Raw genomic sequence first — 25,939 nt, forward strand, 5'->3', positions numbered from 1 at the left:
GTATGTTGTAAAAAAACAAATATAAAGGGATAATCTGAGAGATAAATTTATAGATGCCGTTAAACTTTATATTTGCATTATGAGGAAGGAATCTATCCTAGGACTAGAGCACATTAAAAAGCATTTATTAAGTACTGTTGAAAACGGACGTATTGCTCATGCACAGTTATTTGTAGGGCCATCAGGCAGCGGTACCCTACCACTAGCGATCTTTTATGCTAGAGCCATATTATGTCAAAAAAATCCTGATAGGTGCCATATTCAAATGGATCAACTAGCTCATCCAGATTTGCATTTTTCATTTCCTAGCGCAAGTACCAAAGAAACTGGTAGTAAGGCAACTAGTGATGATTATTTAAAATCATTTAGATCATTTGTAAAAGAACATCCTTATGGCAATATAAGTGCCTGGGCAAAATACGTTGATCTTGAGAAGAAAAATATTGAGATTAAGGTAGGTGAAGGCGAACTTATAATGAAAAAGTTGAGTCTTAAGTCCTATGAAGGTGGTTATAAGGTGTTAATCATGTGGCAAGCAGACAGAATGAATTCTGAAGCTGCAAATAAATTATTGAAGCTAATAGAGGAACCTCCTAAAAATACAGTAATCCTGCTGGTTGCAGAAAATACTGATCGCATGCTTAATACTATAATAAGCAGGTGTCAGGTAATTGAAGTTCCAAAATTGCCAGTATCTGTAATCACTGCTGGCTTACAACTACAGAATTCTTTAAACGAAAATGAATCTACAGCTATTGCTAGACAAGCAAATGGTGATTTCTTTAAAGCACTTGAATTAGCATCTAATATTTCAGAGGACAATGAATTTGAAGAGCTTTTGATTAAATGGGTAAGAACCGCTTACCAAGCAAAGACCAAACCTAGCGCTATCACAGAACTGATAAATTGGGCTACTGCAATTTCCTCTTTAAATAGAGAAAAGCAACAACGCTTTTTGAATTATGCTATTGAATTTTTTAGACAAGCGATGCTTTTAAATTACAAGGCAGATCGTATCGTGTATTTGAATCCAAAAACTGGATTTGACCTTAAGAAATTTGCTCCTTTTATTACTGGAAACAGAATGATTGCGGTCCAAGAACAAATTGAAACTTCACTTTATCATATTCAAAGAAATGGAAATGGAAAGGTTATTCTTACGGATCTTGCTATAGGTATGACGCGTATTTTACACGGTCCTTCTTAATATTTTGTTAACGACACAGTTTAAGTCTTTTGTTTTCAAAAGATTAAAATTACTTATACTTGCAAATAGAATATTATTTGATTGGACAACACAGGAATAGTTTTACTACTGATTTTTATACTCGTAACTTTTTGTATTTCTGCATATGAAAAAGTCTACAGATGGGAAGAAACTTTGCTTGACTTTCTCAATATGTACTCTAAATATTTTGGAGAACTATTAGTAAAGGTAATTACTATCTTTATATTATTGGCAGAGGTGTTAATTGCTACTTTAGCCTTATTTGCTCTTTATAAAATTTACTCTTCTGGTACTCTAGATTTTGCAAGATATACTTTCATAGGATCATCATTAGTATTTATTATCCTACTGATAGGATTAAGAATCATTAGAGATTACGAAGGCGCTTCTAGGATAGCCATTTACTTTGGAGTAACTAGTTTAGGCCTATTATGGGCTTCATTAGCATAACCTATGCTAAAATTAAAAATCATAACTAGATCTTATTAAAAACAGCTTTAAATTAAGCGATTTAAGAAACTTTATTTCATTTACATACCTTGGTGAGGTAAATTTAAAAAGGCTCTGTAAAATGTGCTTATTTAAGTTTTTTAAGTATAAATTGATGTGAAGAGGCTTGCTTTGTAATTAAACAAGACAAATTAGAGATAAATCCTACCAGTGTACCTGAAATAAAAGGTATAGGCCATTTTTTATATCTAGCAGATAATATTGAAACGTAAAAACTATCCCACCACATTGGAATTGTATTTACTAATCGGAATTTACTTTTAAATAATATTTCTACAGAATGTTTTGAAAAATGGAAAGTGTGACGAGGAACATCGTAAGCTGCCCAATGTTCCTTAAAAACCCTAGCATCTAAACATTGATAATTAGGTAAAGCCAAAATTAAAATTCCATCAGGTTTTAATAATCTTACTAATTCTAATATCTGTTGTGACAAATTGGGAACATGTTCTAGAACATGATACATGGTAATTACATCAAAATAATTTTCTTCATAACCTGAAGTGTCAGGTTGTAATTCCAAACTAAAATTTTGTTTCGCAAAATCTCTAGCCTTTTTAGAAGGTTCAACCCCACAAGCAGAGATGTTATTATCGATTAATGATTCAACCAATTCACCAGAGCCTGCACCTACATCACAAACTTTAATGTTTGTAGAAGAGCCAAAATGTTCATTAATAACGTTGGTTATTAATCGAGTTTTTGTTTGAATATTTCGTCTCTTAACGATATTATAAATCTTGGAAAAAAAGGATGCTTTATTATTACCATGAGAATAATAATCTTCAGATTCATAATATTTCGACAACTCTTTAGGTTGAGGTACCGTTTTTAAAATACCAGTGGTATCATCTTTAAAAAGTTCAAATTTTTCTTTAGAAAAGAAATAATCCTTAGTTCTTAAAACTGATTTATTGAAGTTAAAATCTATCATGTTTCACGTGAAACTATCTTCCCATATGTACTAACAGCACAGAAATATCACTAGGTGACACACCCGAAATACGAGAAGCCTGGGATACAGTAACAGGTTTAATTTTAGTCAATTTCTCTTTAGCCTCGTAACTCAAAGATTTAATTTGAGAGTAGTCATAGTTTTTAGGAATTCTAATATTTTCCAATCTATGAAGCTTGTCTGCATTGTTTTTTTCTTTCTCTATGTAACCAGCATATTTAACGTGAACTTCCACTTGTTCAAGAACATCCTTATTAATATCGTTTTTTTCAATAAAGCTGGCAACCTCATTAACACGCAACATGTCACTTAAATCAATTTGAGGTCTAGAAAAAACTTTATATAACTTCCCATTTTGTTTCACTGGCGCAGAACCTTTCTCCACCAGAATTTCGTTCATTTCTTGAAAATTATAACTAGTGTTTTCAAGAAAATCAATCATCTGTTTAGACTTCTCTTGCTTCTCTTCTACCCTACGCATAGCATCGTCCTTAACTATTCCAAGTTTATAAGCACGAGGAGTTAAACGTAAATCTGCATTATCCTGGCGTAATAGTGTTCTATATTCAGCTCTTGAAGTAAACATCCTATAAGGTTCTTCAGTTCCTTTTGTGATCAGATCATCTACTAAAACACCTATATACGCCTCGTCACGATTAAGCACAAACGCCTCTTCCTCACGAATCTTTAAAACCGCATTAATACCAGCCATTAATCCTTGGCTTGCAGCTTCTTCATAACCGGTGGTTCCATTAATTTGACCTGCAAAGTATAGATTATCTACAATTTTGGTTTCTAAGGTATGTTTTAATTGAGTAGGTGGAAAATAATCGTACTCGATTGCATAACCTGGTCTAAAGAACTTAACATTTTCAAAACCTACAACCGAACGCAGCGCTTTAAACTGAACATCTTCAGGTAAACTAGTACTGAAACCATTTACATAGACCTCTACCGTATCCCAACCTTCTGGCTCAACAAAAATTTGATGTCTGTCCTTATCGGCGAAACGATCAATTTTATCTTCAATAGATGGACAATAACGAGGACCTATACTTTGAATTCTACCATTAAACATAGGACTACGATCAAATCCTTCACGTAACAAATTATGAACCTCAGGACTTGTATAAGTCATGTAACAATCCCTTTGTTTAGTCAAAGGTTTAGTCTTATCAGAGTAACTAAATGTACCTGTAATTTCATCACCTGGATGAACTATCATTTTTGAGTAATCAAGACTACGCCCATCAACACGAGGTGGAGTTCCAGTTTTCATCCTACCTGCTTCAAAACCTAGATTAACCAAATCCTGGGTTATTCCAGTAGCAGCTCGTTCACCTGCACGACCACCTCCAAATTGTTTTTCACCTATATGAATTAAACCATTTAAAAAGGTTCCATTAGTTAATACCACACTTTTGGATCGTAACTCGAGACCTAAAGAGGTTTTAACACCAACCACTTTTTCCCCTTCTATAATCAGACCCGATACCATTTCTTGGTAAAAGTCTAAATTAGGAATAGCTTCCAATTGTAATCTCCATTCTTCAGCAAAACGCATTCTATCGTTCTGAGTTCTCGGTGACCACATTGCTGGTCCTTTAGATTGATTAAGCATTTTAAACTGTATAGCACTTTTATCGCTAACGATACCACTTAAACCACCTAAAGCATCAATTTCTCTAACAATTTGACCTTTTGCAATACCACCCATAGCAGGGTTGCAAGACATCTGCCCGATTGTTTGAAGATTCATAGTTACAAGTAAAGTACTTGCTCCCATATTTGCTGCAGCAGCTGCGGCCTCGCTTCCAGCGTGTCCAGCACCTACCACTATTACATCATATTCTTGTCCTAACATAACATTAATGTTTCACGTGAAACATATTCATTTTTTCTTCTTCTTTTGAACGCATCAAATCAATTTCCTGAGGTGACTTATCCTTGTAACCACATAAATGCAGAATTCCATGAACCAAAACTCGGTGCAATTCTTGCTCAAAGTTCACATTGAAAACTTGAGCATTATCAGCAACACGATCAGTGCTTATATATATTTCACCTGACAATCTATTTTCCTCACAATAATCGAAAGTTATTATATCGGTAAAAGTATCATGATCCAGGAATTGTTTATTCATTTCATGTAGGTATTCATCGCTACAAAAAACAAAATCAATTTTATCTAACGCTTTGTTTTCAGAAGCGATAACGGCCGAAAGCCATTTATTATACACTACGTTATTCAAAGGTTCAAAATCATTCTGATAGTGAAAACTAATCATTCTTAAAATACTCTTTAACTCGGTTCTTAAAAAGCGGCTGCAAAGGTAATACTTGTCTGTTTAATATCTCCTTATTATTGAAATAGTTGCTGGCATCAGGAAGCTTATTATTAGTCTCATTATTAAAACTATTACGATTTGTAGTACTCTTACGTTCTTCTTGTTTTGCTTGTAATAAGCCAGCATCATTTAATTTTAATAAGTCGTGCTGAATTCGTAGCATAAGATCCTCGACTTCTCTATCAAAACCCTGATCTAACAGCTTACGCTCGACCGCTTTCATATTATCGGTAATGGATTCTACCTTAGATTTAATACCACTATTTTCAATCATGTTTTCTAATTGATCCCTAAGCTCCTTTTGCTTTTTATATATGTCATAAATGCGTTCTGCTTCAGACTCAGACTCCCGATAACCAGATTCGCCCGTATTTGAATCTCTACCAGATTGACCAGAAGAACCACCAGATCCATTACCTGACGAACCACCTGTTCCTCCAGATTCACCACTTTGACCGTCCTCACCACCATTACCAGACTGACCATTCTGACCTTGCTCACCACCACTACCGGATTGACCGCTTTGACCGCTTTGACCATTTTTACCACCATTACCCGATTGACCAGATTGACCCTGCTGACCTTGTTGTCCTTGTCGTCCTTGTTGACCTTGTTGTCCTGATTTATCTCCTTTACCTTTTTTACTTAAGCTTTCTTGTTGCTTTATAATGTCCTGAAGTTGAAAACCAGCACCGCCTTCACCAGGACTTGGTTGTCCAGGACCACTTGATCCAGAAGCATTCATATTATCCATGGCATCACTTAACATAGCGCTTAATTTATTGGCACCTGAAAACGCCTCTTGTTGCGCCATTAAACTGCGCTCTATTTTGAATTCTGCCAATTGCTCCATACTTGTATCTATACCATAATGAATATAGGTGATAACAGAATTTATTTCTTCACCGACCTTAGGGTTGCGGCTACTTAAAGCAAACAAAGAATCATCTACATGCTCAAAAGTGTATTCTAACTTTTTTTGCTTTATTAGTTTTTTTCCAAAGCTTGGGCTATTTCTATTTATCAATGAAACTTCGTCCATTAAAGCTTCCTGCTCCAGACTATAACCTATCAAATTATCTAGAATTTGTCTTAAGGTTTCCGCATCCTCCATCATTTGATCCTTTTCCATGCTGCGCATTTGATTGCCCATTTGTTGAGATAGTCGTTTCATCTTATCTGCAGCACTACGTTGTTTGGATGATGCCTTTTGAGATTCTTTAGATTCTATATTTTCTTTAGCATCGTTTTGATCCTGCTCGATATCATCAGCTTGTGGTGGATCAAACTCTAACTTATGTGGACGTTTTAGATTAGTATTTTCATTCTCAAGTTCCTCCAGTTCCTTTCTCCATTCTTGGAATTCTTTATTTAAACTATCTTGTTGTTCTTCTGAAGATTCAACATCTGCAGCCTTCTTCTGCTTTAAGGCTATTTGAGATAAATCTTTGGCTAATTGCTTGAACTTCTCCTTGACATAAAATCTTTTAGTTAACTCTAATAATTGTTCAAGACTACGTTGCTGTTGTTTTGAGTTGCGTTGTGCTTTATCTAATTGTTCCTTTAGCTCAGCAGGCGGCATTTTATCCTTGTACTCTTGGATCTTTTTTAAGAGTTCTTCATTCTTCTTAATTTGATCAGCACTTTGTTCCATTCGTTCTTTTAGCGCCTCCTTTTCTTCTGATTCTTCTCTTATGGATTTTTCCAAATTGTTTTTTAATCGATCCAACTGTCGATTCATTAACTGCTCCTGCTTCTGCTGCTTATCTAAGACCTGTTCTAGTTTTTTGCGGTCATTAAAATCTAGATCTTTCTTTTCAATAGCTTCACGACTTAAATCCTTAAGTTTATCCTGCTGTTTTTCCTGATCCATTAAAGATTTCTCTATACTTTCTAACGATTCCTTTTGCTCTTGTAATTCACGTTGTTCCTGTTCATTACTGGTGATTTTTCGATAACCATAGACCTGAGACTTAACGCTTTTAAAGTTATTTACCACGTCATTATCAAAAGCTTCAAAATAATATTCATAACGTTTGCCTTCTAATAGTTCAAGACCTTGAGGAAAGGTATATAAAAACGTTTCATAGGATCCTCTATCTTTACTAATCACTAATTTCTTAACGGTTGCAGCATCATCTTGAATATAGTAGTTCAATACTATCTTTTTAATGCCGTAGTCGTCCACAACCTGACCTTTATAATATCTTATTTGATCGTTTAAAGAATCGACCTTTTCTTCCACCTTTAATTCAGGATATTCATCCTTTACAACATCGATTTTAAAATTGAGTGTCTCGTAATTTTTAGTATTAGAATTAGAGGTGGAAATAGCATATGAAGTAGGTTGTGATATCGCTTTCGCGAAAGCGAACTGATTATCCTGCTTTTTAAAACTATAAGTATCATCACCATTAACGAAGTCTACAACTTGAGTATTACTGGTATTTAAGATCCATTGCACGCGAGTACCTTCTGGTAAAAGAGCGTTTCCTGTACCCTTAATAGTTTCTGAAGTGCGACCTATGTGTGAAGGAAACCTGCACACCATATTGAATTGATCTATAGATGGTACAGCACCTACCTTGAGTTGATAACTTGGGCTTGCAACCTCATTTGCATTAAAGAAAAAATCAATGTCACTACTAGGTCTTTTAAAAACGTAACTGTAATTACCGTTTTTATCTTGATTCATAAAATAATTTTGACCCTTATAGTTTATGGAAACAGATTCAGGTAATTTCTTACCTACAACTTGAACATTAATTTTATAATCTTGATTTTGTAATGTACTTAAATCATCATTAAGTAATTTAAATGAATAAGGAGCAGGTGGAATATATTCGTTATTAAAATCGGCTACACGTGATGCGCTTTTTGTAATCACCTCATCATTACCAGTAAAGAAAAGTCCTACAATTATAACAAGCGGAATAGCTAAATATTTTAAATACTTGGAATTCTTTTTATAATCAATGGCAAGTGAAAAAGGTATAGGTTTAAGTTCTTCACTTTTTTGATTAATGCTTGCCCATGTCAATTCATCGTCACCTCCATTTTTATGTAATTGTAAAACATTTACAAGTTTATCAGATACCTCAGGGAAATGAGTTCCTATAATGGTACTTGCATCCCTAAAATCAATTCCTTTAAAAAGCTTGAATAAACGAGCTAAAGGAATACCAACAAACTTGAATAATAAAAAAGATTGTACAATTACAAATAGAATAAACAATACGGTGCGTCCCACGGTACTAAGCCACAAAAAATGCTCGATTACCACAGTAAATAGAAAATACAACAAACTAAGAGCAGCAAAAAGAATGACTCCTCTTATCAATTCATTACGATAGTACTTACTAATAAATTGAGTTAATTTCTTTTGTATTATTTGAAAGTTAGTCATAGCACCTTTTCATCATCTAGACTTGTAAAGATAGGAATAAGCCTTAAATTGTTCATATCCATTTAATAAGTGGACTTACTAGCGTATTTCATACATAAATAATGCCCAAATATTGAACTATTGTAAAAATTAAAGTTTGTTATAACTTTAGGCAAACTCAACCCTACTAGAATGAAAGACTTAAAATACCTAGCTGCCTATCTAATTCCTGTTTTCTGTGTGCTAGGAATATTTCTAAAAGGATATTGGTTATTTATAACTCCAATTGTTGTTTTTGGAATAGTGCCTTTGCTAGAATTATGGATGCCATCTTTAAAAAAGAATTTATCAGACAGTGAAAAAGAATCTAAAACAGCTAATAAGTTTTTTGATTTGTTGTTATGGCTTAATGTTCCTATCGTATTTGGTACGCTAGTGTATGCTTTTTATACTTTCAATAATTCCTTTTTAACTGCATATGAAGTAGTTGGCTTAATATTATCTTGTGGTATTGTAGCAGGAAGTAACGGAATTAATGTTGCTCATGAATTAGGTCATAGACAAGAAAGTTGGGAACGCTTTCTAGGTAAGATATTGCTGTTACCTAGTCTTTATATGCATTTTTATATAGAGCACAATCATCACCATCATTTGCAAGCTGCTACACCCGAAGATCCTGCAACAGCTAGATATAATGAAAATTTATATAAATTTTGGTTGAGATCGGTAACTCAACAATATATAAGTGCATGGCGCATACAACACAAGCTAAGGAAGGTAAATAATTACTCCATCTTTTCAGTAAAAAACGATATGCTATGGTATACCTTAATTCAAATGAGTTATTTGGTAACTGTAGGTATGGTATTTTCCTGGTCCACTACCCTACTAGCAATTGCAATTGCAATAGTAGGTTTTTCATTATTAGAAATAATAAATTATCTAGAACATTATGGATTAAGAAGAGCAAGAAAAAAATCAGGAAGATATGAGGTTGTTAGGGAGATACATAGTTGGAATAGCAATCACGCATTAGGTAGAATATTACTATACGAATTAACAAGACATAGCGATCATCATTATAGAGCGAGTAAAAAGTATCAAGTATTAGATTATCACGATATAAGTCCACAATTGCCTTATGGATATCCTACTATGATGGTAATAGCAACGATTCCACCATTATGGTTTTCTATAGTTAATAAACATGTTCCACATGAAATGGTTAAACTGGCTACACATTAATTTACCTAAAACCTAACTATTTACTCTCTATAGACTAACTATCTTTGCAGCCTATAAAACTGCATACAAAATGAGTCAAGAAGTTAGAGTAAGATTTGCCCCTAGCCCGACTGGACCACTTCACATAGGCGGAGTGAGAACCGCATTATTCAATTACTTATTTGCAAAAAAACATAAAGGAACATTTATCCTAAGGATTGAGGATACCGATCAAAACAGATATGTTCCAGGAGCAGAACAGTACATCATAGATGCTTTAAACTGGTGTGGGATTCCATTTGATGAAGGAATAGGAAAAGAAGGTAACTTTGGTCCATATAGACAAAGTGAAAGAAAAGAATCCTATAAACAATACGCTCTAGAACTTATTGAAAAAGGAGCTGCTTATTATGCATTTGACACAGCGCAAGAATTGAATGAAGCACGCGCTACGGCAGAGTCTCAAAAGAAGAACTTCATTTACAATCACACAACTCGAGATCAATTTACCAACTCACTTACACTTACACCAGAAGAAGTACAACAACGACTAGATAACGGTGAAGACTATGTAATAAGGTTTAAACCACAAATAAAAAACCTTGGTTTATTTGATGAGATACGTAAAGGAATTCAAATAGATACCAGTCTATTAGACGATAAAATTTTATTTAAAAGTGATGGTATGCCTACTTATCACCTAGCCAATGTTGTGGATGATCACAACATGCAAATCACACATGTGATACGCGGTGAAGAATGGTTACCTAGTATGGCATTACACGTATTGCTGTATGAAAGCTTTGGATGGCAAATTCCATCTTTTGCTCATTTACCTCTCATACTTAAACCAACTGGTAAAGGGAAGTTAAGTAAACGAGATGGCGCAAAATTCGGTTTTCCTGTATTTCCATTAGAATGGCATGATGATAAGGAAAATGAAACCTTCAATGGATACCGAGAAGATGGTTACCTGCCTAGCGCGGTTATCAATATGCTAGCCTTTTTAGGTTGGAATCCTGGAACCGAACAAGAATTATTTAAGCTAGATGAACTTATAGAACAATTTGATCTTTCTCAAGTAAATAGTTCAGGCGCCAAGTTTGATCCAGATAAGGCTAAATGGTTCCAGCAACAATATTTTGTTGAACAAGATGATGCTGTTATAGGTGCCGCTTTCGCGAAAGCGTTACAATCAAAAAATATTAACTATGGATCACAGGATTACGTTAATCTAGTAGTTGGTCTAGTGAAAGAAAGAGCAGTGTTTTTAGATGACCTTTTTGAACTTGCAGGGTTCTTTTTTGAAGCGCCGAAAGAATTTGATGAGAAAAATGCTAAAAAAGCTTGGAAAGAATCCACTAGCGATTTAATGAATCAATTAATTGAAGTCATTGAAAAAACTGATGATGATACCGCATCTGGATTGAGTGATTCAATTAAAGGCTGGATGAAGAGCAACGAACTAGGATTTGGTAAAATAATGATGCCTATGCGACTTTCTTTAGTAGGTAGTCTAATGGGTCCAGATGTTTTTGAAATAGCCTCTATGATAGGTAAAAATGAGACGATTTCTAGGCTAAAAACTGCTATATCTATATTAGGATAAAAAAAGATAAATAATACTTATTATTGATTAAAACGATACTTGTTTAAACAAGTATCGTTTTTTCTTATAAATTAATTTTAGAAGTAAAATCGTAGTCCAAAAGTGTAAAAACTGGCCTTACCTTCTAAATCATTACCAAGATTATCTTGTCCTGATAAATTGTTGAGAAAACCATAATGATAATGTACCACTAATCTAAAATGGGTAACTCCGGTAGAAAATCCAATTACTCCATTAACGTTAAAAGGATTATTTTTTTGAAATTCTGACACGGTGATGGTATTAGATAAAGATCCTATCTGGGAATTTTCAAAAACAGATTCATCTTTCAATTTATAATCACCATTAAATAGTAACGATGGACCTAATTCAATAGAAAAATGATTACTCTGTGCTATTTTCCAGGCAAAAAGAAAATTAAGCTCTGCTCCTAATTGAGAGAATTCAATTTCTTGATTTGTCAAAAGTTCTCTAGTTGAAAAGTTATGATTGTAAACACCTAATGAATAAATAAAATCAAAATCATCTCTTATTTGACCACGTGTTTCAAGAACAAATTTGTACCCTAAATTACTATCTACCGTTAAATCATCAATATCTAAACGGTAAGAAGTAGCCTCTACTCCTATCCCTAGATAATTTATAGGTGTGTATCGCTGTGCTTGAATGTAATATCCAGATATAAAAACCAAAAAAAGGAGAATGTATTTCATAATTGTAACAAAGGACATAAACATACTACCTATAATATAGATATGTTACTATTTGAGTAATTTTTATAAGGCAATTGCCCTTTAAAATTCTCAAGATAAGCACTTACCTTTACATAACCATTTACTTTATACAATATGATAACACTACCATTAATTCCCTTTGTTCCTATCGTTATAGGAGTTATCGCTCTTATTTTTTTATTGAGCGCTTTTTTTACAGTTAAACAACAAACAGCAGCCGTAATTGAACGTTTTGGTAAATTTACTAGCATGCGTCATTCTGGATTACAATTGAAAATTCCAGTGATCGATCGTGTAGCTGGAAGGATTAATTTACGTATTCAACAACTAGATGTAGTTGTCGAAACCAAAACCAAAGATGATGTTTTTGTAAGACTAAAAGTATCAGTTCAATTTCAAGTAATTAGAGATAAGGTTTACGACGCGTTTTATAGACTTCAAAATCCTCATGATCAAATTACATCATACGTTTTTGATGTGGTACGTGCCGAAGTTCCAAAAATGAAATTAGACTACGTTTTTGAAAAGAAAGATGATATAGCAATTGCGGTAAAAAGAGAACTTAATGAGGCCATGCTGGATTATGGATACGACATTATTAAGACACTTGTAACTGATATCGATCCAGATATTCAAGTTAAAGCCGCTATGAACCGTATTAACGCCTCGGAACGTGAAAAGGTAGCTGCCGAATACGAAGCGGAAGCAGAGCGTATTAAAATCGTTGCTAAAGCACGTGCAGAGGCTGAATCAAAAAGATTACAAGGTCAAGGTATCGCAGATCAACGAAGAGAAATCGCTAGAGGACTTGAAGAATCTGTTGATGTATTGAATAACGTAGGAATTAATTCACAAGAAGCCAGTGCATTAATAGTCGTAACTCAACATTATGATACGTTACAATCTATAGGTGAAGAGACAAATTCTAATCTTATTTTGTTACCTAATTCACCACAGGCAGGAAGCGACATGCTTAACAACATGATTGCTAGCTTTACTGCAAGCGCCCAAATTGGTGAGCAAATGAAAAAACAAAGCTCCAAAAAAAATAAAGATTCTAAAGAAACAGACTCTTTAGAATAGAGTTATTGGATTGAAAAATAAAAGCGAGACTACTTAGTCTCGCTTTTTTCTTTTCTTGTTATTTCTCTTATCCATAAAAAAAGACAAAAGAAAAATAGTATGACATTAAAAATTCCACTTACTAGATATATATTTTCTGATTCATGATGTCTCACGTAGATCAGATAAAAATAGTAAGAGGAACTTATAAGTGTTATTAGTGTAAGAATGAAGTAAATGATACTTCCTATTTTCATTTAACGACTTAAAAATTTATTTACAATTTTTAAAACTACCGCTTTTTTTGCAATTGACGATATCATATTGGTAACAATTGAAACTGCGCTCAATTCTTCCTTAACTTCATTTATTTTTAACTTCATCGTTTCTTCATGAATTTGTTTTTGTAATGATAGAACGTTAAGCTCCTTATTTATCTCGTCAAAATTATTGTAAACCTTCATGAATATTTAATTAAAAATTTCTTACTTGTACGTTGTATAACATTAGTTTCAATTTTCTTCCTAGTTAACAATAGAACTAATAAAAAGATGATGAAATAGAAGATTCCTACAGCAAAAAAGCCCATAGCGTAACTTTCCCATATTTCACCTAGTAAAAAGGCTACTGCTGTACTTAAAAAGATTGCTGATAATGTTATAAATAGAATACTTAAAAGCTTGTGAACACTGCTACTTAAAAACAACGTAAGACCTTTGAATAATCGTAAACGATGAAATTCAATTGTAGTTTCAATATAGCTTTTACTGGCCTCTTGAAATTCCTGTATTTGGTCTGTAATAGAACTCAAAATCTAGATTTTATACAGTCGCTTTGGCCTTTTTTACCGCTCCGCTTGCAGTTTTAGGTTTTTGTAATTTGGCGTTTTGTGTACGTAGTTGTTCTAGTTTTTCTTCTAGTGCGACAATAGCGTCATCTGCTTTATAACTAGCTGTAGATAGTGCTTCTTCTATCCTTTCACCTACTGTTCCACGAACTTCTGAAGTTTTTGCTGCTACTTGTTCATAGGTTCTTTGAGCACTTTCTGTAAAAGTATCTTTTGCTTTAATAGCTTCTTTTTTTAATTTTTTTCGTGTTTTTTTACCGCTTTCTGGTGCGTATAAAATTCCTGCGATTGCTCCTAAAGCAGCTCCTGCTGCAAGTGCTATAATCGTATTTCCTGTCTTTGCCATAGTAATATTTTTTTTTGATTTGTTTGTTATTACAAATGTACCTTACTCCTACAGCTTACAGCGTTAATAGATATATAAGCATTTTGATTAATTCAATGAAAAAGTATAAAATCGATATAATATTTATCAATTTTTGTTAAAATCATACAATTTATAACCAAAAAAGCCATCCATTACTGAATGACTTTTTAGCGATTATACTTTTATGAGGTATGTTTTCGCGACTGCAGACATGAATCATAAAGTTCATGTCAAAGGAAGCAAATTATAAGAAAAACTATTGATCAATTTTTGCCCATGTATCTCTTAGAGTTACTGTTCTATTGAAAATTCGATTCTCTGAAGTACTATCTCTATCAACTGAGAAATAACCCATACGCTGGAATTGTACCGTTTTCCCTACTTCTAAGTCTTTTAAAGCTGGTTCACCAAACGCTGTGATAGTTTTTAATGATTCCTTATTTACGAATTGCATGAAATCCACATCCTTATCTGCGTCTGGCTGTGGAACATTAAACAACCTATCGTATAATCTTACCTCAACTGGTACAGCATGGGCTGCACTTACCCAATGTAAAGTTCCTTTAACGCGACGCATACTGGCCTCAGTGCCACTACCACTTTTTGATTCTGGATCATAAGTTGCATGTATTTCAGTGATGACACCATTTTCATCTTTTACACAACCTTCACCCTTAATAATATAGGCATTTTTAAGTCTTACTTCTTTTCCATTCTTTAATCTAAAGAATTTCTTATTTGCTTCTTCCCTATAATCTTCACGTTCTATATAAAGTACTTTTGAGAAAGGTACTTCTCTATATCCTCTAGATGCATCTTCCTGACTATTTTCGGCTTGTAAGATTTCTTCTTTTCCTTCAGGATAATTAGTAATTACTAATTTAACTGGATCCAGAACTGCCATCACTCGGTCAGCTTCTTTATTTAGATAATCCCTTACGAAATACTCTAAATGGTTCATGTCAACAAGATTATCACGTTTTGCAATACCTATAGAATCTGCAAAATTACGGATTGCTTTAGCAGGATAACCTCTTCTTCTCATTCCAGAAATAGTGGTCATTCTAGGATCATCCCAACCTGAAACAATTCCATCATCAACGAGTTTTTGAAGTTTGCGTTTTGAAGTAACTGTATGAGAGACGTTACGACGGGCAAATTCACGTTGTTTAGGGCGTATCTTATCCTTATCTACTATTTGGTCAAGAAACCAATTATAAAGCTCTCTATGAGGTAAAAATTCAAGAGTACAGAATGAGTGAGTTATTTGTTCCAAATAATCACTTTCTCCATGTGTCCAATCATACATGGGATAAATTTTCCAATCATTACCTGTTCTATGATGTGGTTTGTTCACAACGCGATACATGATAGGATCTCTCATAAGCATGTTTGAAGATGACATATCAATCTTAGCTCTTAATACATGCTCAGACTCGCCAAATTCACCGTTTTTCATAGATTCAAATAACTTTAAATTATCATCTATACTTCGGTTTCTATAAGGACTATTAGTTCCAGGTTGTGTAGGTGTACCTTTTTGTTCAGCAATTTGTTCACTTGATTGAGAATCAACATAAGCTTTACCTTCCTTTATAAGCTGAATAGCCCAATCATAAAGTTGTTGGAAGTAGTCAGATGCATAACATAGGTTATCCCATTTATAACCTAACCATTCAATATCCTTTTGAATAGCTTCAACAAACTTAGATTCTTCTTTAGCAGGATTTGTATCATCAAATCTTAAGTTTACTGGTTTGTTATACTTCTCTCCTAACCCAAAATTTAAGCAAATTGCACTAGCATGTCCTATGTGCAAGAATCCATTAGGCTCTGGTGGAAATCTAAATCTTAAATGATCAGGATTTAATCCGTTTTCAAGATCTGCTTCAATTATCTCTTCTATAAAGTTAGCTGGCTTTTTATCGCTCATCCCTATGTTATTTTATAAGCAAAGTTAAGATTTATAGATAAGTAATGGTATGTATCTTTGCCCTATGCATAAAATTAAATTGAATAACGTTAGAGTTTTTACTAACCATGGCTGTTTAGACGAGGAAGAACGTATCGGTAGCGATTATAGAGTGGATCTAGAAATAAGTGCCGATTTAACTAAAAGTGCGCAAACCGATTACCTTAAAGATACAGTAGATTATGTTTCCCTTAATAGAATTATTAAGGAGGAAATGGCAATAAGATCTAAATTACTGGAGCAAGTTGCAAAACGTATTCTTGATAGAATTTTTAAAGAAGAACCACTAGTTCAACAAGCTACTGTACAAGTAGCTAAAATAAATCCACCTATAGGTGGAGATGTTGAAAGTGTAATCATTGAAATGTCAGAAAGTAGATAAAGAATAACAGCTTTTTAGATTTTATCGATTGATATCCTAAAAACTGTACTTTTTTACTATTTTTGCCGTCCACAAGGTGCCATGGCCGAGTGGCTAGGCTTGGGTCTGCAAAACCTACTACAGCGGTTCGAATCCGCTTGGCACCTCAAAAATCCTCAGTAATTACTGGGGATTTTTTTATTGAATACGTTTTGCGATAAAGTGACCTAATGCCAGTCCGATTACTATCGTTAATACAATATTTAAAACATTTGGAGTTGGATGAACACCTTCATAACAGTATTTAATTAAAAAGGGTCTTTCGTCCGATTGTGAGTGGTACGCACAAGAGTCAGGTACAAAAATTATAAATAAAATAAATTGTAAAAAACCAATTGCAAGAACTCCTAATACGTAAGCAATCCATCTCATTTTAATGTGGTAATTCTGGTAATTGATTTTCTATTATAACCGTGGTTTGAGGAAATACACCTTTAATAATCAATACTACTCCACATATTAACATGACAATAGCGATTAGTCGTTTTAACCAAAATATTCTAAGTGGAGTTAAGTATCTATTTAAACTTTTTGCTAATACTATTTTACATAAGTCTACAATGAAATAAGTAAGTAAAACAGTACTGAAAAATACCAGTATACGATTTTCATCATTCTCTAGTTGAGGACTAAATACTACAATCAATCCCAACCAGAAACCTAAAACGCCAATATTGATAAAATTGAGTAAAAATCCTTTGATAAACAGGGAATAATAATTGTTCTTCTGTACAATTAACACTCCTTTATCTACTTCTTTAAGGTATGTTTTCTTGGTTTTTATAAAGGAAATTACTCCATAAATGCATAAAATACTACCACCAAAAATGTATAATGCAGGATCATCCTTTAATTTTTCTAAAATACTAGAGGTCATAAAATAGGCGACTAGAAGAAAAATGATATCAGCTAGTATGACTCCTATATCAAGAGCTAGAGCAGCTCTAAAACCCTTTATGGCACTTGTTTCTAATAAGGCAAAAAACACTGGCCCTATTAAAAAAGCCATACCAAAACCTAATGGGATAGCACTATATATATCTTCTAGCATATAACAAATCAGTTATAGCTCAAAAATAATAGATAACCTAAGGCTTATCAAATGATAGTTAAGAAAACTAAAGTTTAAAGAACGATATGACGTCGTTATTCTACAAATTCAATACGACCTCCAAATACAGTTTTCTTATTTATATTATTTGGATTACCGTAAACCATTACATCACCACCGGCATTAATTCTAATTTTCACGTAATTACTCGCATACACTTCAACCTCACCACCAGCTTGTATTTTAACTCGAGAATCATCAGTTTTTAAACCTGCATTTTCAACTATTCCACCTGTATTAACAACAATATTTTGGTTTTTTGCTGCTCCTGTTAAAGAAACAATACCACCAGTTACTGCTCTTATATCCAGATGCTCAATCGCAACACCAGCTTCTACCCTAGCTCCTTCTTGCACTTTGATTTCAAGATTGTTTTGAGTCATTAATTCATTAACTACGATGACTGATCCTTCATTACCATCAATGGTTTGTAGATCTTTATAATAAACGTGTATAAAGGTATTTTGACCATCAAAAATTCGTTCCGTTTTCATTCTGATTTTAAGAGTTTTATTTTTTAAAACAAACTCTACGTCCTGAGCATCCTCGCCTGTTATGACTAGTTTATTAACATCAGATTTCACTAAATTGACTTTGACTAAGTCAAATGTTTTTATTGTATCAAAATTTCCCATGTCTTCCTCAATAGGATTTTGGGCTACTATTATTACCGAGAAGAGTACTATTAAACTGCTTACTATAAATTTCATGATTGTTATTTTATATACAGACAATCAAAAAATAAATATGTTACAGTTTGTATCAATAGAAACAGCAGCCTAAAAGACTGCTGTTTCATTAACCAACCAAAAAACTTATGAAAATTACTCTTAATAACCTTCAACTATATCTTTCCAAAACTCGTGCCAAACTATTATGCGTGCATAATTAATTTCAAAAGAAAATCCCGCATCCTGAAGAGGATAACGGGATTTTACTAACCAACCAAAAAACTTTCTTAATTGAAAATATTCTATTTCATAAAACCATGAAAATGTTGTAACTAAGTAACCACTCTCAATTACAATACAAATATCTACCAGTTCTAGATTACTTTTAAAATTGACTTATACTGACTAGTAATATTAGATTAAATACAATTAATATCGATTAAATACATAATTAAATGCATTTTTATTAATGACGGTTGCCTTTCCAGGTGCCTCCATAACGGTAATTAATATCAGATTGATGATGTTGTGTACAAGATTTACAACAAAAAACCCATTGTTTACTTCCTGAAAATTGAATACGATACATCACATTGTCATCTTTTTGACAAGTATGACAAATTTTCGTTTTCATTAGGATTCTACCTGTTCTTTACTGCCAACCATCCAAAAATCTAATTGTTTCTTGACTAAATCGGCGTTTTTAACTTTGACATAAACCTCGTCACCTAGTGTATAGGTATTTTTAGTACGTCTACCTACAACAGCAAAATCTTCCTCAACAAATTCATAACTATCGTCGTCTAGATCACCTAACCTAATCATACCTTCACACTTGTTTTCAATAATCTCCACATATATACCCAATCGGTCACACCAGAAATAACTCCTAAAAACTCTTCATCTTCATGGTTTTTCATGTATTTAACCTGCATGTATTTGATACTATCTCTTTCTGCTTTTGAAGCAAGCATTTCCATGTTAGAAGAATGATCACATTTTACTTCATACACTTCTTCATCGGCGCTTTTTCCACCATCTAGATAATGTTGTAAAAGTCTGTGAACCATCACATCTGGATAACGCCTTATAGGACTCGTAAAATGCGAATAATAATCAAAGGCTAATCCATAGTGACCAATATTATCAGTAGAGTAAACAGCTTTTGACATAGACCGTATAGCTAGGGTATCAACCATGTTTTGCTCCTTAGCACCTTTAACGTCGTGTAATAGTTTATTAAGTGATGAGGTTACTCTATTACGATCTCTTAAGTCTAATTGGTGACCAAATTTCTTTACTACGCCAGCAAGAGCATTAAGCTTTTCATCATTGGGTTCATCATGTATTCTGTAAACAAAGGTCTTTTTATCGCCGTTTTTTGCGGTACGCTTTCCAACAAATTCTGCTACCTTTTTATTGGCTAATAACATAAATTCTTCAATTAATTTATTAGCGTCTTTAGAGGTTTTAAAAAAACACCTACTGGCTCATCGTTTTCATTGAGATCAAATTTAACCTCAGTCTTATCAAAACTCAATGCTCCAGATTGCATGCGCTTTCCTCGCATGATTTTAGCAAGTTCATCAAGTTTAAGAGTGGCTTGAACAATAGGAGTAGGTATTTTTGTACGCTTTCGCGAAAGCGAGATATCTTCAGGTATTTCATCCTCCTGCGTTTCAATGATATGTTGCGCTTCTTCATAGGCAAATCGCTGATCGCTGTGAATAACTGTTCTACCGAACCATTGATTGTGGATAACTGCTTTATCGTCTAATTCAAATACTGCAGAAAAACATAGTTTGTCCTCATGAGGATTTAAGGAACACACACCATTTGATAACACTTCAGGTAACATGGGTACTACTCTATCTACTAGATATACTGATGTGGCACGTTCATAGGCTTCATCATCGAGAACAGTTCCTGGTTTTACGTAGTGAGAAACATCGGCAATATGGATTCCTATTTCATAATTACCGTTTTCTAAAACTTTAAATGATAAGGCATCGTCAAAATCCTTTGCATCTTTAGGGTCTATCGTAAAGGTGAGATCCTCGCGCATGTCACGACGCTTGTTAATTTCTTGTTTACTTATGGTTTTATCTAACTGTTCAGTGAACTTTTCAACCTCGATAGGAAACTCATAAGGAAGACCGTATTGCGCTAGAATAGCATGAATCTCAGTATCATGCTCACCTGGATCACCTAGAATATCCTTTACTTTACCATTAGGTGAATCTTGTTTATCGTTCCACTCTAAGAACTCGACTAGTACAACTTGACCATCCTTGGCACCATTAATATTGCTTTTAGAAATAAAGAAGTCTGTAGTTATTTTTGGATTTGCAATATTTACAAATGCAAATTTTTCATGAACTTCAATAGTTCCCACAAATTCTGTTTTATTGCGCTGTAGTACCTTAGTAACCTCACCTTCTGGTTGTTGTCCTCGTCTACGATGATAGACATAGACCTCAACTTGATCACCATCAAGTGCCTGACCGATGGATCTTTTAGGAATCATTATATCTTCTTGTAATTCTTCGGTTATAACATAACCAGTACCGCGAGAGCTTACATCGAGAATTCCTGTATAATAATCAATTGCTTTAATGATCTTAAATTTACCACGATCAACTTCTTCAATCTTGTCTTTAGCTTTTAATTGATGTAATTTTTTTATTACCTGATTGCGGCCACTAGAATCCCTTATTCCTAGTTTAGCGCATATCTGTTTGTAATTAAATAGTTTATTGGGTTCGTTTTTTAAAATATTAAGAACACTTTGACTTAAGTTTTGAAACTTGGTCTTTGATTTTCGTGATTTTTTTTTCTTCATATGTAAACAAAGTTACTCTTTATACAACTCAATCATAATTGCTTTACAAATAATTAATATTGAACAAATTATAAATAAATCTTAAAAATTCCTTAATAAAAGTGTAACTTTAAATGAATTTAGGCGTTATATAAACATAGTTTAAACCGTACAATGTCTCTCAAACATAAGAAGTTTACGATCTATTTTTTTCTAGGAATACTACTAGTAGCTGCTATAGTATGTGCTATTCTCATTTTTATTGCTCTTGATGCCAGTAATGCCACTACGGCATTTTAAGAGATACCTTTCTTTTTTTCTTCTTTCTTAAATTTTCAAAGTTTTACTTCTTCTCGTTGTTATTAACATATATTATATCATAGATTTTTCTTTTTAAAATTTTTAAATAAAAAATAGTGATTAATATAGCTTGTGAATAGCGGTAAAATTTAGGTAATCGTTTTTTGTTATTTTAAAAAAGAAGAAACTTTCAGCAGTTATAAACAAGTTATAAGAGAATTAAATTTCTATTTTTAAACCAATTATACTGTTTTACTCACAGTTGTTCACAACCATTATTCACAATGAATTGTATATTATTTACATTAAATTAATCTGTTAATAACGTCAATTTTACATTTAACAACTAAATTGAAAAAACTAATAAGAAAATGATGTTGTTTCAGTATCCTGTATATATGCACAAGCATTTGACAAATCCTAAATAATTTCATTAAAAACTATTAACAGGTTATTATTGGTTTATAAAAGTCAAAAATTACTAGGTGTTAATAACCTCATTTAACTTACTGCTTTTTTACCTTTGTTACTTAATATTTAGTCACATGAACATCTCTATAGGAAACGATCACGCAGGACCTGCATATAAAAATGCCATAGTAGGTTACTTAAAAGAAAATGGTTATGAAATCACTAATCATGGTACTGATAGTTTTGACAGTGTAGATTATCCAGATTTTGCTCATAAAGTAGCGCAAGATATCGTATCTGGTAAAGCCTCAAAAGGAATAGTTATTTGTGGTAGTGCACAAGGTGTATCAATGACTGTTAATAAGTATAAGGAAGTACGTGGCGCTGTGTGCTGGAATAAAGAAATTGCTCAATTATCACGAGAGCACAACGATGCAAATATCATCTGTATTCCAGCTCGTTTCACTTCAATACCACAAGCGATAGCCTTAGTAAAGACGTTTCTTGAAACTGATTTTGAAGGTGGACGTCACAAACGTAGGGTTGATAAAATAGCTTGTTCATAACCTATTTTATCATCGGCTATATTCAAATTATTTACTACTAGAAGGAAGGTTGATTGGTATGAGTAGAACAAATAGTAAACTTTATTTTGAATTAGGTGAACAGTTACCTAAACAATATCCAGAACTTAATTTTGATAACCATTGTTACTGGCGTATTGCATTAGACAATGTATTACAAGGAAAATGGCGTGATAAAATACCAGCACCTGCTTATAAACATCTTACTGACGATCAATTGGATTACGTAATTCATTTATTGAAAAGTTATAGTAGGGATCAACGACTACTTTTACAACATAACGAAAACTCGTTACGTTACAGAGGTAAAATCAAATAATGATTAAGAATTAAATTTCTCTTGTATACAATACTAGGGATACTGTGGAAATATGAAAAAAGAAGCTAGTATTATAATTCACCAACTGCGCACGGCAGTACATCCAGAGAAAAAACTCATGGAAATATGGAGAGAGCTAGACAGTTATGAAGATAAGGAGAAAGAACAAGTATTAAATGATCTGGATAGTCATCGACAAGAAATAATGGCAAATGGTGATGAATCATTTGGTGAAATGCTAGAGAAAATAATTACCGATATCAGGATAGGTGTAAAACCACCTAAACCTAAAATTGTACCTAAACAATTTTAAATAACATGCAAGTACACATAAAAACCTTTGATGAATTAAATACGATAGAACTGTACCATATTTTACGGTTACGTTCTCAGGTTTTTGTTGTAGAACAGGATTGTGTTTATCAAGATATCGACAATAAGGATCAACTTGCAATTCACGTTATTGGTTATCATGATGAATCAATTGTAGCTTATACTAGAATTTTTAAACCAGGTGATTATTTTAAACAATCAAGCATTGGTAGAGTAGTTGTTAATCCAGAATTTAGAGGTAAATCTTATGGGAAATCAATTATGAGAGCAAGTATGGATTATATTCATAAAAAATCCTGGTCTACCATTATAATAAGCGCTCAATGCTATCTAGATAAATTTTATAGAGAATTAGGTTTTGAATCCACCGGTGAAGAATATTTAGAGGATGGAATTCCACATCAAAAAATGAAAATAATCTTGTAGAAGTAAATAAAAAAAGCCCTTTTTAAAAAAGGGCTTTTTATGTTAGTGATCATCATGATCATCGTGGTGTTCCATAGTTCCAAAAGGTTTTAAAATAACACCTATACTAAAAATAAAACCATCAGTAGGAGCATAGATTTGATTAAAGCTAGGGACACCGTTTGAATTCACATTTAAAGTAGGAGTAAAACGAGATTGTCTACGGTCAGTAAAATTTTCAAAATTGGTAAATAAATGACCCCATTTGAAGTTTTTCATAACCAGAAGTCCCATTGTAACATAATCAGTAGTTTCAAATCCATTAGAAAGTAATTGATTACCTGTGTAATAAGCTTCATAACCTATACGCCATTCTTCATTTTCATACATTAATACCGTACCAGCATTATGTCTTGCAGTAAGTGGTTTTTGAGGATTGCCATCAAGAAAATTAAGCTGTGTATCTATGAATGCATAATTTAAAAACCATTTAAAATCTTTATAAGTAAACTTCATATTTGTTTCTGCTCCACGACTTAACGTTATATCATCTGCATTTTGATAGGAATAGGTATCCATACCTGTTGAGGTTAATAACAATCCGTTGTCAATAGCAGTAGCATAAAACAATTGATTTATAGAAAAATTAATCTGTTCAGTAATAGGAGTGGTATAATTAAAATCCAGATTAATTCCGTAAGATGTTTCAGCATCTAATTCATCTTTGTTAATACCTGAGATACCGCTAAAATTAAGCATCTCACCTTCTTCTGTAAATATATCTGGAATTTTATAACCCAATCCACCACCTAAACGACTGGTAAAAGTTCCTGGGCCTTTATATAGAAGGGAAACTCTAGGTAATGCAAATAAACCCCAATCCATTGCATAGTCTGTTCTTAATCCTGTTTCTAATATCCATCTATCACTTAAGTCTGTTACATTGTTGATAAATGCACCTACTGTAGTATCCTCTTGATCTCTATCATTTATACTGGTTTCATCAAAATTGGTGGTATATAAATTTGCTCCTAGAACCCAATCTGACTTTAAACCTGAACGCTTGTAATTAACTTCTGTAAATGAGTTTACTTGTTCACCGGTAAATAGAATATTAGGAGTTTGAAGTTCCCTATTGAAATATGAAATGCTGTTTTTAAATTGTAAACTACTAGTTTCATTTAATTGCTGATCATAGCTTATTTGAGAACTTATCCTGCTCGATGTATTCACCTGGGTGTACCTATTACTTTTTTTATCGATAGCGTCCAGAAATCCACCTGTACGGTCGTCAAACGTGGTATTGATTCCTACCCATAAGGTACTGCTCTCGCTTGGATAGTAAAAAAGTCTAGGGTTTAAGGTAATGGACTTAGTTTCTGGTAGGTTTGAGAATTCATCTCCATCTGGATCATATGCTTCTTGCAAATTAGCCGAGGCATACAAGGTAGTTCCCCATTTTTCATTACGATCACTATAAAAAACATTGGCAGTTGCACCTAGAGCTTGGGTACCTTGAATCATGATATCCATATCCTTTTCCTCACCTGGAGTTTTTGATTGAATATTGACTAGACCTGCAATAGCTCCTGCACCGTATATAGTAGACGAACTACCTTTAATAATCTCAAATTGTTTGATATCAACTGGCGGTATTTGCATAATACTTAAACCACCAGCAAATCCATTGTATAGGGGAAAACCATCCTTTAAAAGCTGCGTGTACCTACCATCTAGACCTTGAATTCTTATAGATTGGTTTGCACTACTTTGAGAGGTTTGTTGCATTTGGATACCTGTACTTTCTCTTAATACCATTGAAATATTAGTACTGTTCATCGCATTTTTTTCTACTAATTCCTCACCACCTATAAATTCGATTCTAGTAGGAGTACGTTTAAAGGTTCGGGTACTACGTGTAGACTGAATAACAACCTCATTTAATTGAGCTTTACTTTCTTCTAGAACTACACGGTATTCTAATTGAGATGGTAAATTTATTGAGATAATTTGCGTTTTATGCCCTATGTAACTTATGCTTAATTCATAGGTTCCATCTTCTAAATTTTCTAGGGTTGCAACACCATTTATATCTGTCATAGAACCTTTTTTAAGACTTTTGATAAAAACATTGGCACCTAATAAAGGTTCTTGATCCAATTGGGATACAACGGTTACGGTAATTCTGTTTTGAGAATTTTGTGATTGCGCTTTCGCGAAAGCGTAAACACCTAATAGCAGTATAATACTGCACAAATATTTATTCATGTTTATGAGTGTATTTAAGTTAAAATAAAGGCGATTTATAGCCTGAAGTTGGAT

24 protein-coding genes, 1 tRNA gene and 1 pseudogene are annotated in these 25,939 nt (G+C 33.2%); 12 read left to right on the forward strand and 14 right to left on the reverse strand.

What is annotated here, in order from left to right:
- Positions 1-79: 79 nt before the first annotated feature.
- Positions 80-1,207 (forward strand): DNA polymerase III subunit, encoded by a 1,128-nt coding sequence (locus BST91_RS11355; protein ID WP_060523493.1) that lies wholly within the window; start codon positions 80-82, stop codon positions 1,205-1,207.
- An 81-nt stretch (positions 1,208-1,288) separates the two neighbouring features.
- Entirely contained in the window at positions 1,289-1,678 is a 390-nt protein-coding gene (locus BST91_RS11360) for a hypothetical protein (protein ID WP_157546965.1), read from the forward strand.
- Between the two features lie 127 nt (positions 1,679-1,805).
- On the opposite strand, the gene BST91_RS11365 is transcribed toward BST91_RS11360, so the two are convergent.
- Genes BST91_RS11365 through BST91_RS11380 form a run of 4 tightly spaced genes read right to left on the reverse strand, consistent with a single transcriptional unit; the run spans position 1,806 to position 8,447 of the window.
- Positions 1,806-2,672 carry a class I SAM-dependent methyltransferase gene (locus tag BST91_RS11365; RefSeq protein WP_085775441.1) on the reverse strand — a complete coding sequence of 289 codons (867 nt, stop codon included), beginning with the start codon at positions 2,670-2,672 and terminating at the stop codon, positions 1,806-1,808.
- A gap of 13 nt (positions 2,673-2,685) precedes the next feature.
- Positions 2,686-4,557, reverse strand: coding sequence for a tRNA uridine-5-carboxymethylaminomethyl(34) synthesis enzyme MnmG (gene mnmG / locus BST91_RS11370; protein ID WP_085775442.1), 1,872 nt, complete (start codon positions 4,555-4,557; stop codon positions 2,686-2,688).
- A 4-nt stretch (positions 4,558-4,561) separates the two neighbouring features.
- Positions 4,562-4,981, reverse strand: a complete 420-nt coding sequence (gene ybeY, locus BST91_RS11375; RefSeq protein ID WP_085775443.1) for an rRNA maturation RNase YbeY — start codon at positions 4,979-4,981, stop codon at positions 4,562-4,564.
- On the reverse strand, positions 4,974-8,447 hold the full coding sequence (locus BST91_RS11380) for a hypothetical protein (protein WP_085775444.1): 3,474 nt from the start codon (positions 8,445-8,447) through the stop codon (positions 4,974-4,976). Before BST91_RS11380 ends, ybeY begins: the two co-directional genes overlap by 8 nt.
- 171 nt (positions 8,448-8,618) lie before the next feature.
- On the opposite strand from BST91_RS11380, the gene BST91_RS11385 reads away from it, so the two are divergent.
- A complete protein-coding gene (locus BST91_RS11385; protein WP_085775445.1) occupies positions 8,619-9,671 on the forward strand; it encodes an alkane 1-monooxygenase in 1,053 nt (350 codons plus the stop codon).
- Between the two features lie 70 nt (positions 9,672-9,741).
- Positions 9,742-11,259, forward strand: a complete 1,518-nt coding sequence (gene gltX, locus BST91_RS11390; RefSeq protein ID WP_085775446.1) for a glutamate--tRNA ligase — start codon at positions 9,742-9,744, stop codon at positions 11,257-11,259.
- 77 nt (positions 11,260-11,336) lie between these two features.
- Here the strand turns inward: gltX and BST91_RS11395 are convergent, their stop codons facing one another.
- Complete coding sequence (locus BST91_RS11395) at positions 11,337-11,972, reverse strand: hypothetical protein (RefSeq protein WP_085775447.1); 636 nt, start codon at positions 11,970-11,972, stop codon at positions 11,337-11,339.
- A gap of 135 nt (positions 11,973-12,107) precedes the next feature.
- Here BST91_RS11395 and BST91_RS11400 point away from each other — a divergent pair, with 135 nt between their 5' ends.
- The gene (locus BST91_RS11400) at positions 12,108-13,076 is read left to right on the forward strand and encodes an SPFH domain-containing protein (RefSeq protein WP_085775448.1); all 969 of its coding nucleotides are present in this window, start codon (positions 12,108-12,110) and stop codon (positions 13,074-13,076) included.
- A gap of 236 nt (positions 13,077-13,312) precedes the next feature.
- Here the strand turns inward: BST91_RS11400 and BST91_RS11405 are convergent, their stop codons facing one another.
- The 4 genes from BST91_RS11405 to BST91_RS11420 form a co-directional block, all read right to left on the reverse strand.
- Positions 13,313-13,519 carry a DUF6327 family protein gene (locus tag BST91_RS11405; RefSeq protein WP_060523484.1) on the reverse strand — a complete coding sequence of 69 codons (207 nt, stop codon included), beginning with the start codon at positions 13,517-13,519 and terminating at the stop codon, positions 13,313-13,315.
- Positions 13,516-13,866 carry a hypothetical protein gene (locus tag BST91_RS11410; RefSeq protein WP_085775449.1) on the reverse strand — a complete coding sequence of 117 codons (351 nt, stop codon included), beginning with the start codon at positions 13,864-13,866 and terminating at the stop codon, positions 13,516-13,518. The genes BST91_RS11405 and BST91_RS11410 overlap by 4 nt, the downstream gene beginning before the upstream one ends.
- A 10-nt stretch (positions 13,867-13,876) precedes the next feature.
- A complete protein-coding gene (locus BST91_RS11415; protein ID WP_060523482.1) occupies positions 13,877-14,248 on the reverse strand; it encodes a YtxH domain-containing protein in 372 nt (123 codons plus the stop codon).
- Between the two features lie 277 nt (positions 14,249-14,525).
- Positions 14,526-16,202 (reverse strand): glutamine--tRNA ligase/YqeY domain fusion protein, encoded by a 1,677-nt coding sequence (locus tag BST91_RS11420; protein WP_085775450.1) that lies wholly within the window; start codon positions 16,200-16,202, stop codon positions 14,526-14,528.
- Between the two features lie 64 nt (positions 16,203-16,266).
- On the opposite strand from BST91_RS11420, the gene folB reads away from it, so the two are divergent.
- On the forward strand, positions 16,267-16,623 hold the full coding sequence (gene folB, locus BST91_RS11425; protein ID WP_085775451.1) for a dihydroneopterin aldolase: 357 nt from the start codon (positions 16,267-16,269) through the stop codon (positions 16,621-16,623).
- Between the two features lie 75 nt (positions 16,624-16,698).
- Positions 16,699-16,769, forward strand: a tRNA-Cys gene (locus BST91_RS11430).
- 31 nt (positions 16,770-16,800) lie between these two features.
- Here BST91_RS11430 and BST91_RS11435 read toward each other — a convergent pair.
- The 4 genes and pseudogenes from BST91_RS11435 to rnr form a co-directional block, all read right to left on the reverse strand.
- Entirely contained in the window at positions 16,801-17,034 is a 234-nt protein-coding gene (locus BST91_RS11435; RefSeq protein ID WP_042276721.1) for a hypothetical protein, read from the reverse strand.
- Position 17,035: 1 nt separating this feature from the next.
- A complete protein-coding gene (locus BST91_RS11440; protein WP_042276718.1) occupies positions 17,036-17,713 on the reverse strand; it encodes a LysE family translocator in 678 nt (225 codons plus the stop codon).
- 95 nt (positions 17,714-17,808) lie between these two features.
- Positions 17,809-18,483 carry a head GIN domain-containing protein gene (locus BST91_RS11445; protein ID WP_085775452.1) on the reverse strand — a complete coding sequence of 225 codons (675 nt, stop codon included), beginning with the start codon at positions 18,481-18,483 and terminating at the stop codon, positions 17,809-17,811.
- 594 nt (positions 18,484-19,077) lie between these two features.
- Positions 19,078-21,286, reverse strand: a pseudogene (gene rnr, locus BST91_RS11450) (ribonuclease R).
- Between the two features lie 153 nt (positions 21,287-21,439).
- Here rnr and BST91_RS13415 point away from each other — a divergent pair.
- The 5 genes from BST91_RS13415 to BST91_RS11470 all read left to right on the forward strand — a co-directional run bounded on the left by BST91_RS13415 (position 21,440) and on the right by BST91_RS11470 (position 23,638).
- Positions 21,440-21,565 carry a hypothetical protein gene (locus BST91_RS13415; protein WP_258150461.1) on the forward strand — a complete coding sequence of 42 codons (126 nt, stop codon included), beginning with the start codon at positions 21,440-21,442 and terminating at the stop codon, positions 21,563-21,565.
- A 545-nt stretch (positions 21,566-22,110) separates the two neighbouring features.
- Positions 22,111-22,542 (forward strand): ribose 5-phosphate isomerase B, encoded by a 432-nt coding sequence (gene rpiB / locus BST91_RS11455; protein ID WP_085775453.1) that lies wholly within the window; start codon positions 22,111-22,113, stop codon positions 22,540-22,542.
- A 58-nt stretch (positions 22,543-22,600) separates the two neighbouring features.
- The gene (locus BST91_RS11460; RefSeq protein WP_042276710.1) at positions 22,601-22,879 is read left to right on the forward strand and encodes a hypothetical protein; all 279 of its coding nucleotides are present in this window, start codon (positions 22,601-22,603) and stop codon (positions 22,877-22,879) included.
- Between the two features lie 52 nt (positions 22,880-22,931).
- A complete protein-coding gene (locus BST91_RS11465) occupies positions 22,932-23,192 on the forward strand; it encodes a hypothetical protein (RefSeq protein WP_042276708.1) in 261 nt (86 codons plus the stop codon).
- Positions 23,193-23,197: 5 nt separating this feature from the next.
- Positions 23,198-23,638, forward strand: coding sequence for a GNAT family N-acetyltransferase (locus BST91_RS11470; protein ID WP_085775454.1), 441 nt, complete (start codon positions 23,198-23,200; stop codon positions 23,636-23,638).
- Between the two features lie 42 nt (positions 23,639-23,680).
- Here BST91_RS11470 and BST91_RS11475 read toward each other — a convergent pair whose 3' ends face one another.
- Positions 23,681-25,885, reverse strand: a complete 2,205-nt coding sequence (locus tag BST91_RS11475; RefSeq protein ID WP_085775455.1) for a TonB-dependent receptor — start codon at positions 25,883-25,885, stop codon at positions 23,681-23,683.
- Positions 25,886-25,939 lie beyond the last annotated feature (54 nt).

The organism is Nonlabens tegetincola, assembly GCF_002117085.1.
Lineage (GTDB): Bacteria > Bacteroidota > Bacteroidia > Flavobacteriales > Flavobacteriaceae > Nonlabens > Nonlabens tegetincola.

Excerpts from the sequence above, each read along its gene's own strand:
- folB (WP_085775451.1), top strand. The coding sequence starts at position 16,267 with ATGCATAAAATTAAATTGAATAACGTTAGAGTTTTTACTAACCATGGC.
- gltX (WP_085775446.1), top strand. The coding sequence starts at position 9,742 with ATGAGTCAAGAAGTTAGAGTAAGATTTGCCCCTAGCCCGACTGGACCA.
- BST91_RS13415 (WP_258150461.1), top strand. The coding sequence starts at position 21,440 with ATGTCTCTCAAACATAAGAAGTTTACGATCTATTTTTTTCTAGGAATA.
- BST91_RS11400 (WP_085775448.1), top strand. The coding sequence starts at position 12,108 with ATGATAACACTACCATTAATTCCCTTTGTTCCTATCGTTATAGGAGTT.
- BST91_RS11475 (WP_085775455.1), bottom strand. The coding sequence starts at position 25,885 with ATGAATAAATATTTGTGCAGTATTATACTGCTATTAGGTGTTTACGCT.
- BST91_RS11435 (WP_042276721.1), bottom strand. The coding sequence starts at position 17,034 with ATGAGATGGATTGCTTACGTATTAGGAGTTCTTGCAATTGGTTTTTTA.
- BST91_RS11365 (WP_085775441.1), bottom strand. The coding sequence starts at position 2,672 with ATGATAGATTTTAACTTCAATAAATCAGTTTTAAGAACTAAGGATTAT.
- rpiB (WP_085775453.1), top strand. The coding sequence starts at position 22,111 with ATGAACATCTCTATAGGAAACGATCACGCAGGACCTGCATATAAAAAT.
- BST91_RS11380 (WP_085775444.1), bottom strand. The coding sequence starts at position 8,447 with ATGACTAACTTTCAAATAATACAAAAGAAATTAACTCAATTTATTAGT.
- BST91_RS11440 (WP_042276718.1), bottom strand. The coding sequence starts at position 17,713 with ATGCTAGAAGATATATATAGTGCTATCCCATTAGGTTTTGGTATGGCT.
- BST91_RS11460 (WP_042276710.1), top strand. The coding sequence starts at position 22,601 with ATGAGTAGAACAAATAGTAAACTTTATTTTGAATTAGGTGAACAGTTA.
- BST91_RS11405 (WP_060523484.1), bottom strand. The coding sequence starts at position 13,519 with ATGAAGGTTTACAATAATTTTGACGAGATAAATAAGGAGCTTAACGTT.
- ybeY (WP_085775443.1), bottom strand. The coding sequence starts at position 4,981 with ATGATTAGTTTTCACTATCAGAATGATTTTGAACCTTTGAATAACGTA.
- BST91_RS11395 (WP_085775447.1), bottom strand. The coding sequence starts at position 11,972 with ATGAAATACATTCTCCTTTTTTTGGTTTTTATATCTGGATATTACATT.
- BST91_RS11470 (WP_085775454.1), top strand. The coding sequence starts at position 23,198 with ATGCAAGTACACATAAAAACCTTTGATGAATTAAATACGATAGAACTG.
- BST91_RS11385 (WP_085775445.1), top strand. The coding sequence starts at position 8,619 with ATGAAAGACTTAAAATACCTAGCTGCCTATCTAATTCCTGTTTTCTGT.
- BST91_RS11445 (WP_085775452.1), bottom strand. The coding sequence starts at position 18,483 with ATGAAATTTATAGTAAGCAGTTTAATAGTACTCTTCTCGGTAATAATA.
- BST91_RS11415 (WP_060523482.1), bottom strand. The coding sequence starts at position 14,248 with ATGGCAAAGACAGGAAATACGATTATAGCACTTGCAGCAGGAGCTGCT.
- BST91_RS11355 (WP_060523493.1), top strand. The coding sequence starts at position 80 with ATGAGGAAGGAATCTATCCTAGGACTAGAGCACATTAAAAAGCATTTA.
- mnmG (WP_085775442.1), bottom strand. The coding sequence starts at position 4,557 with ATGTTAGGACAAGAATATGATGTAATAGTGGTAGGTGCTGGACACGCT.
- BST91_RS11465 (WP_042276708.1), top strand. The coding sequence starts at position 22,932 with ATGAAAAAAGAAGCTAGTATTATAATTCACCAACTGCGCACGGCAGTA.
- BST91_RS11420 (WP_085775450.1), bottom strand. The coding sequence starts at position 16,202 with ATGAGCGATAAAAAGCCAGCTAACTTTATAGAAGAGATAATTGAAGCA.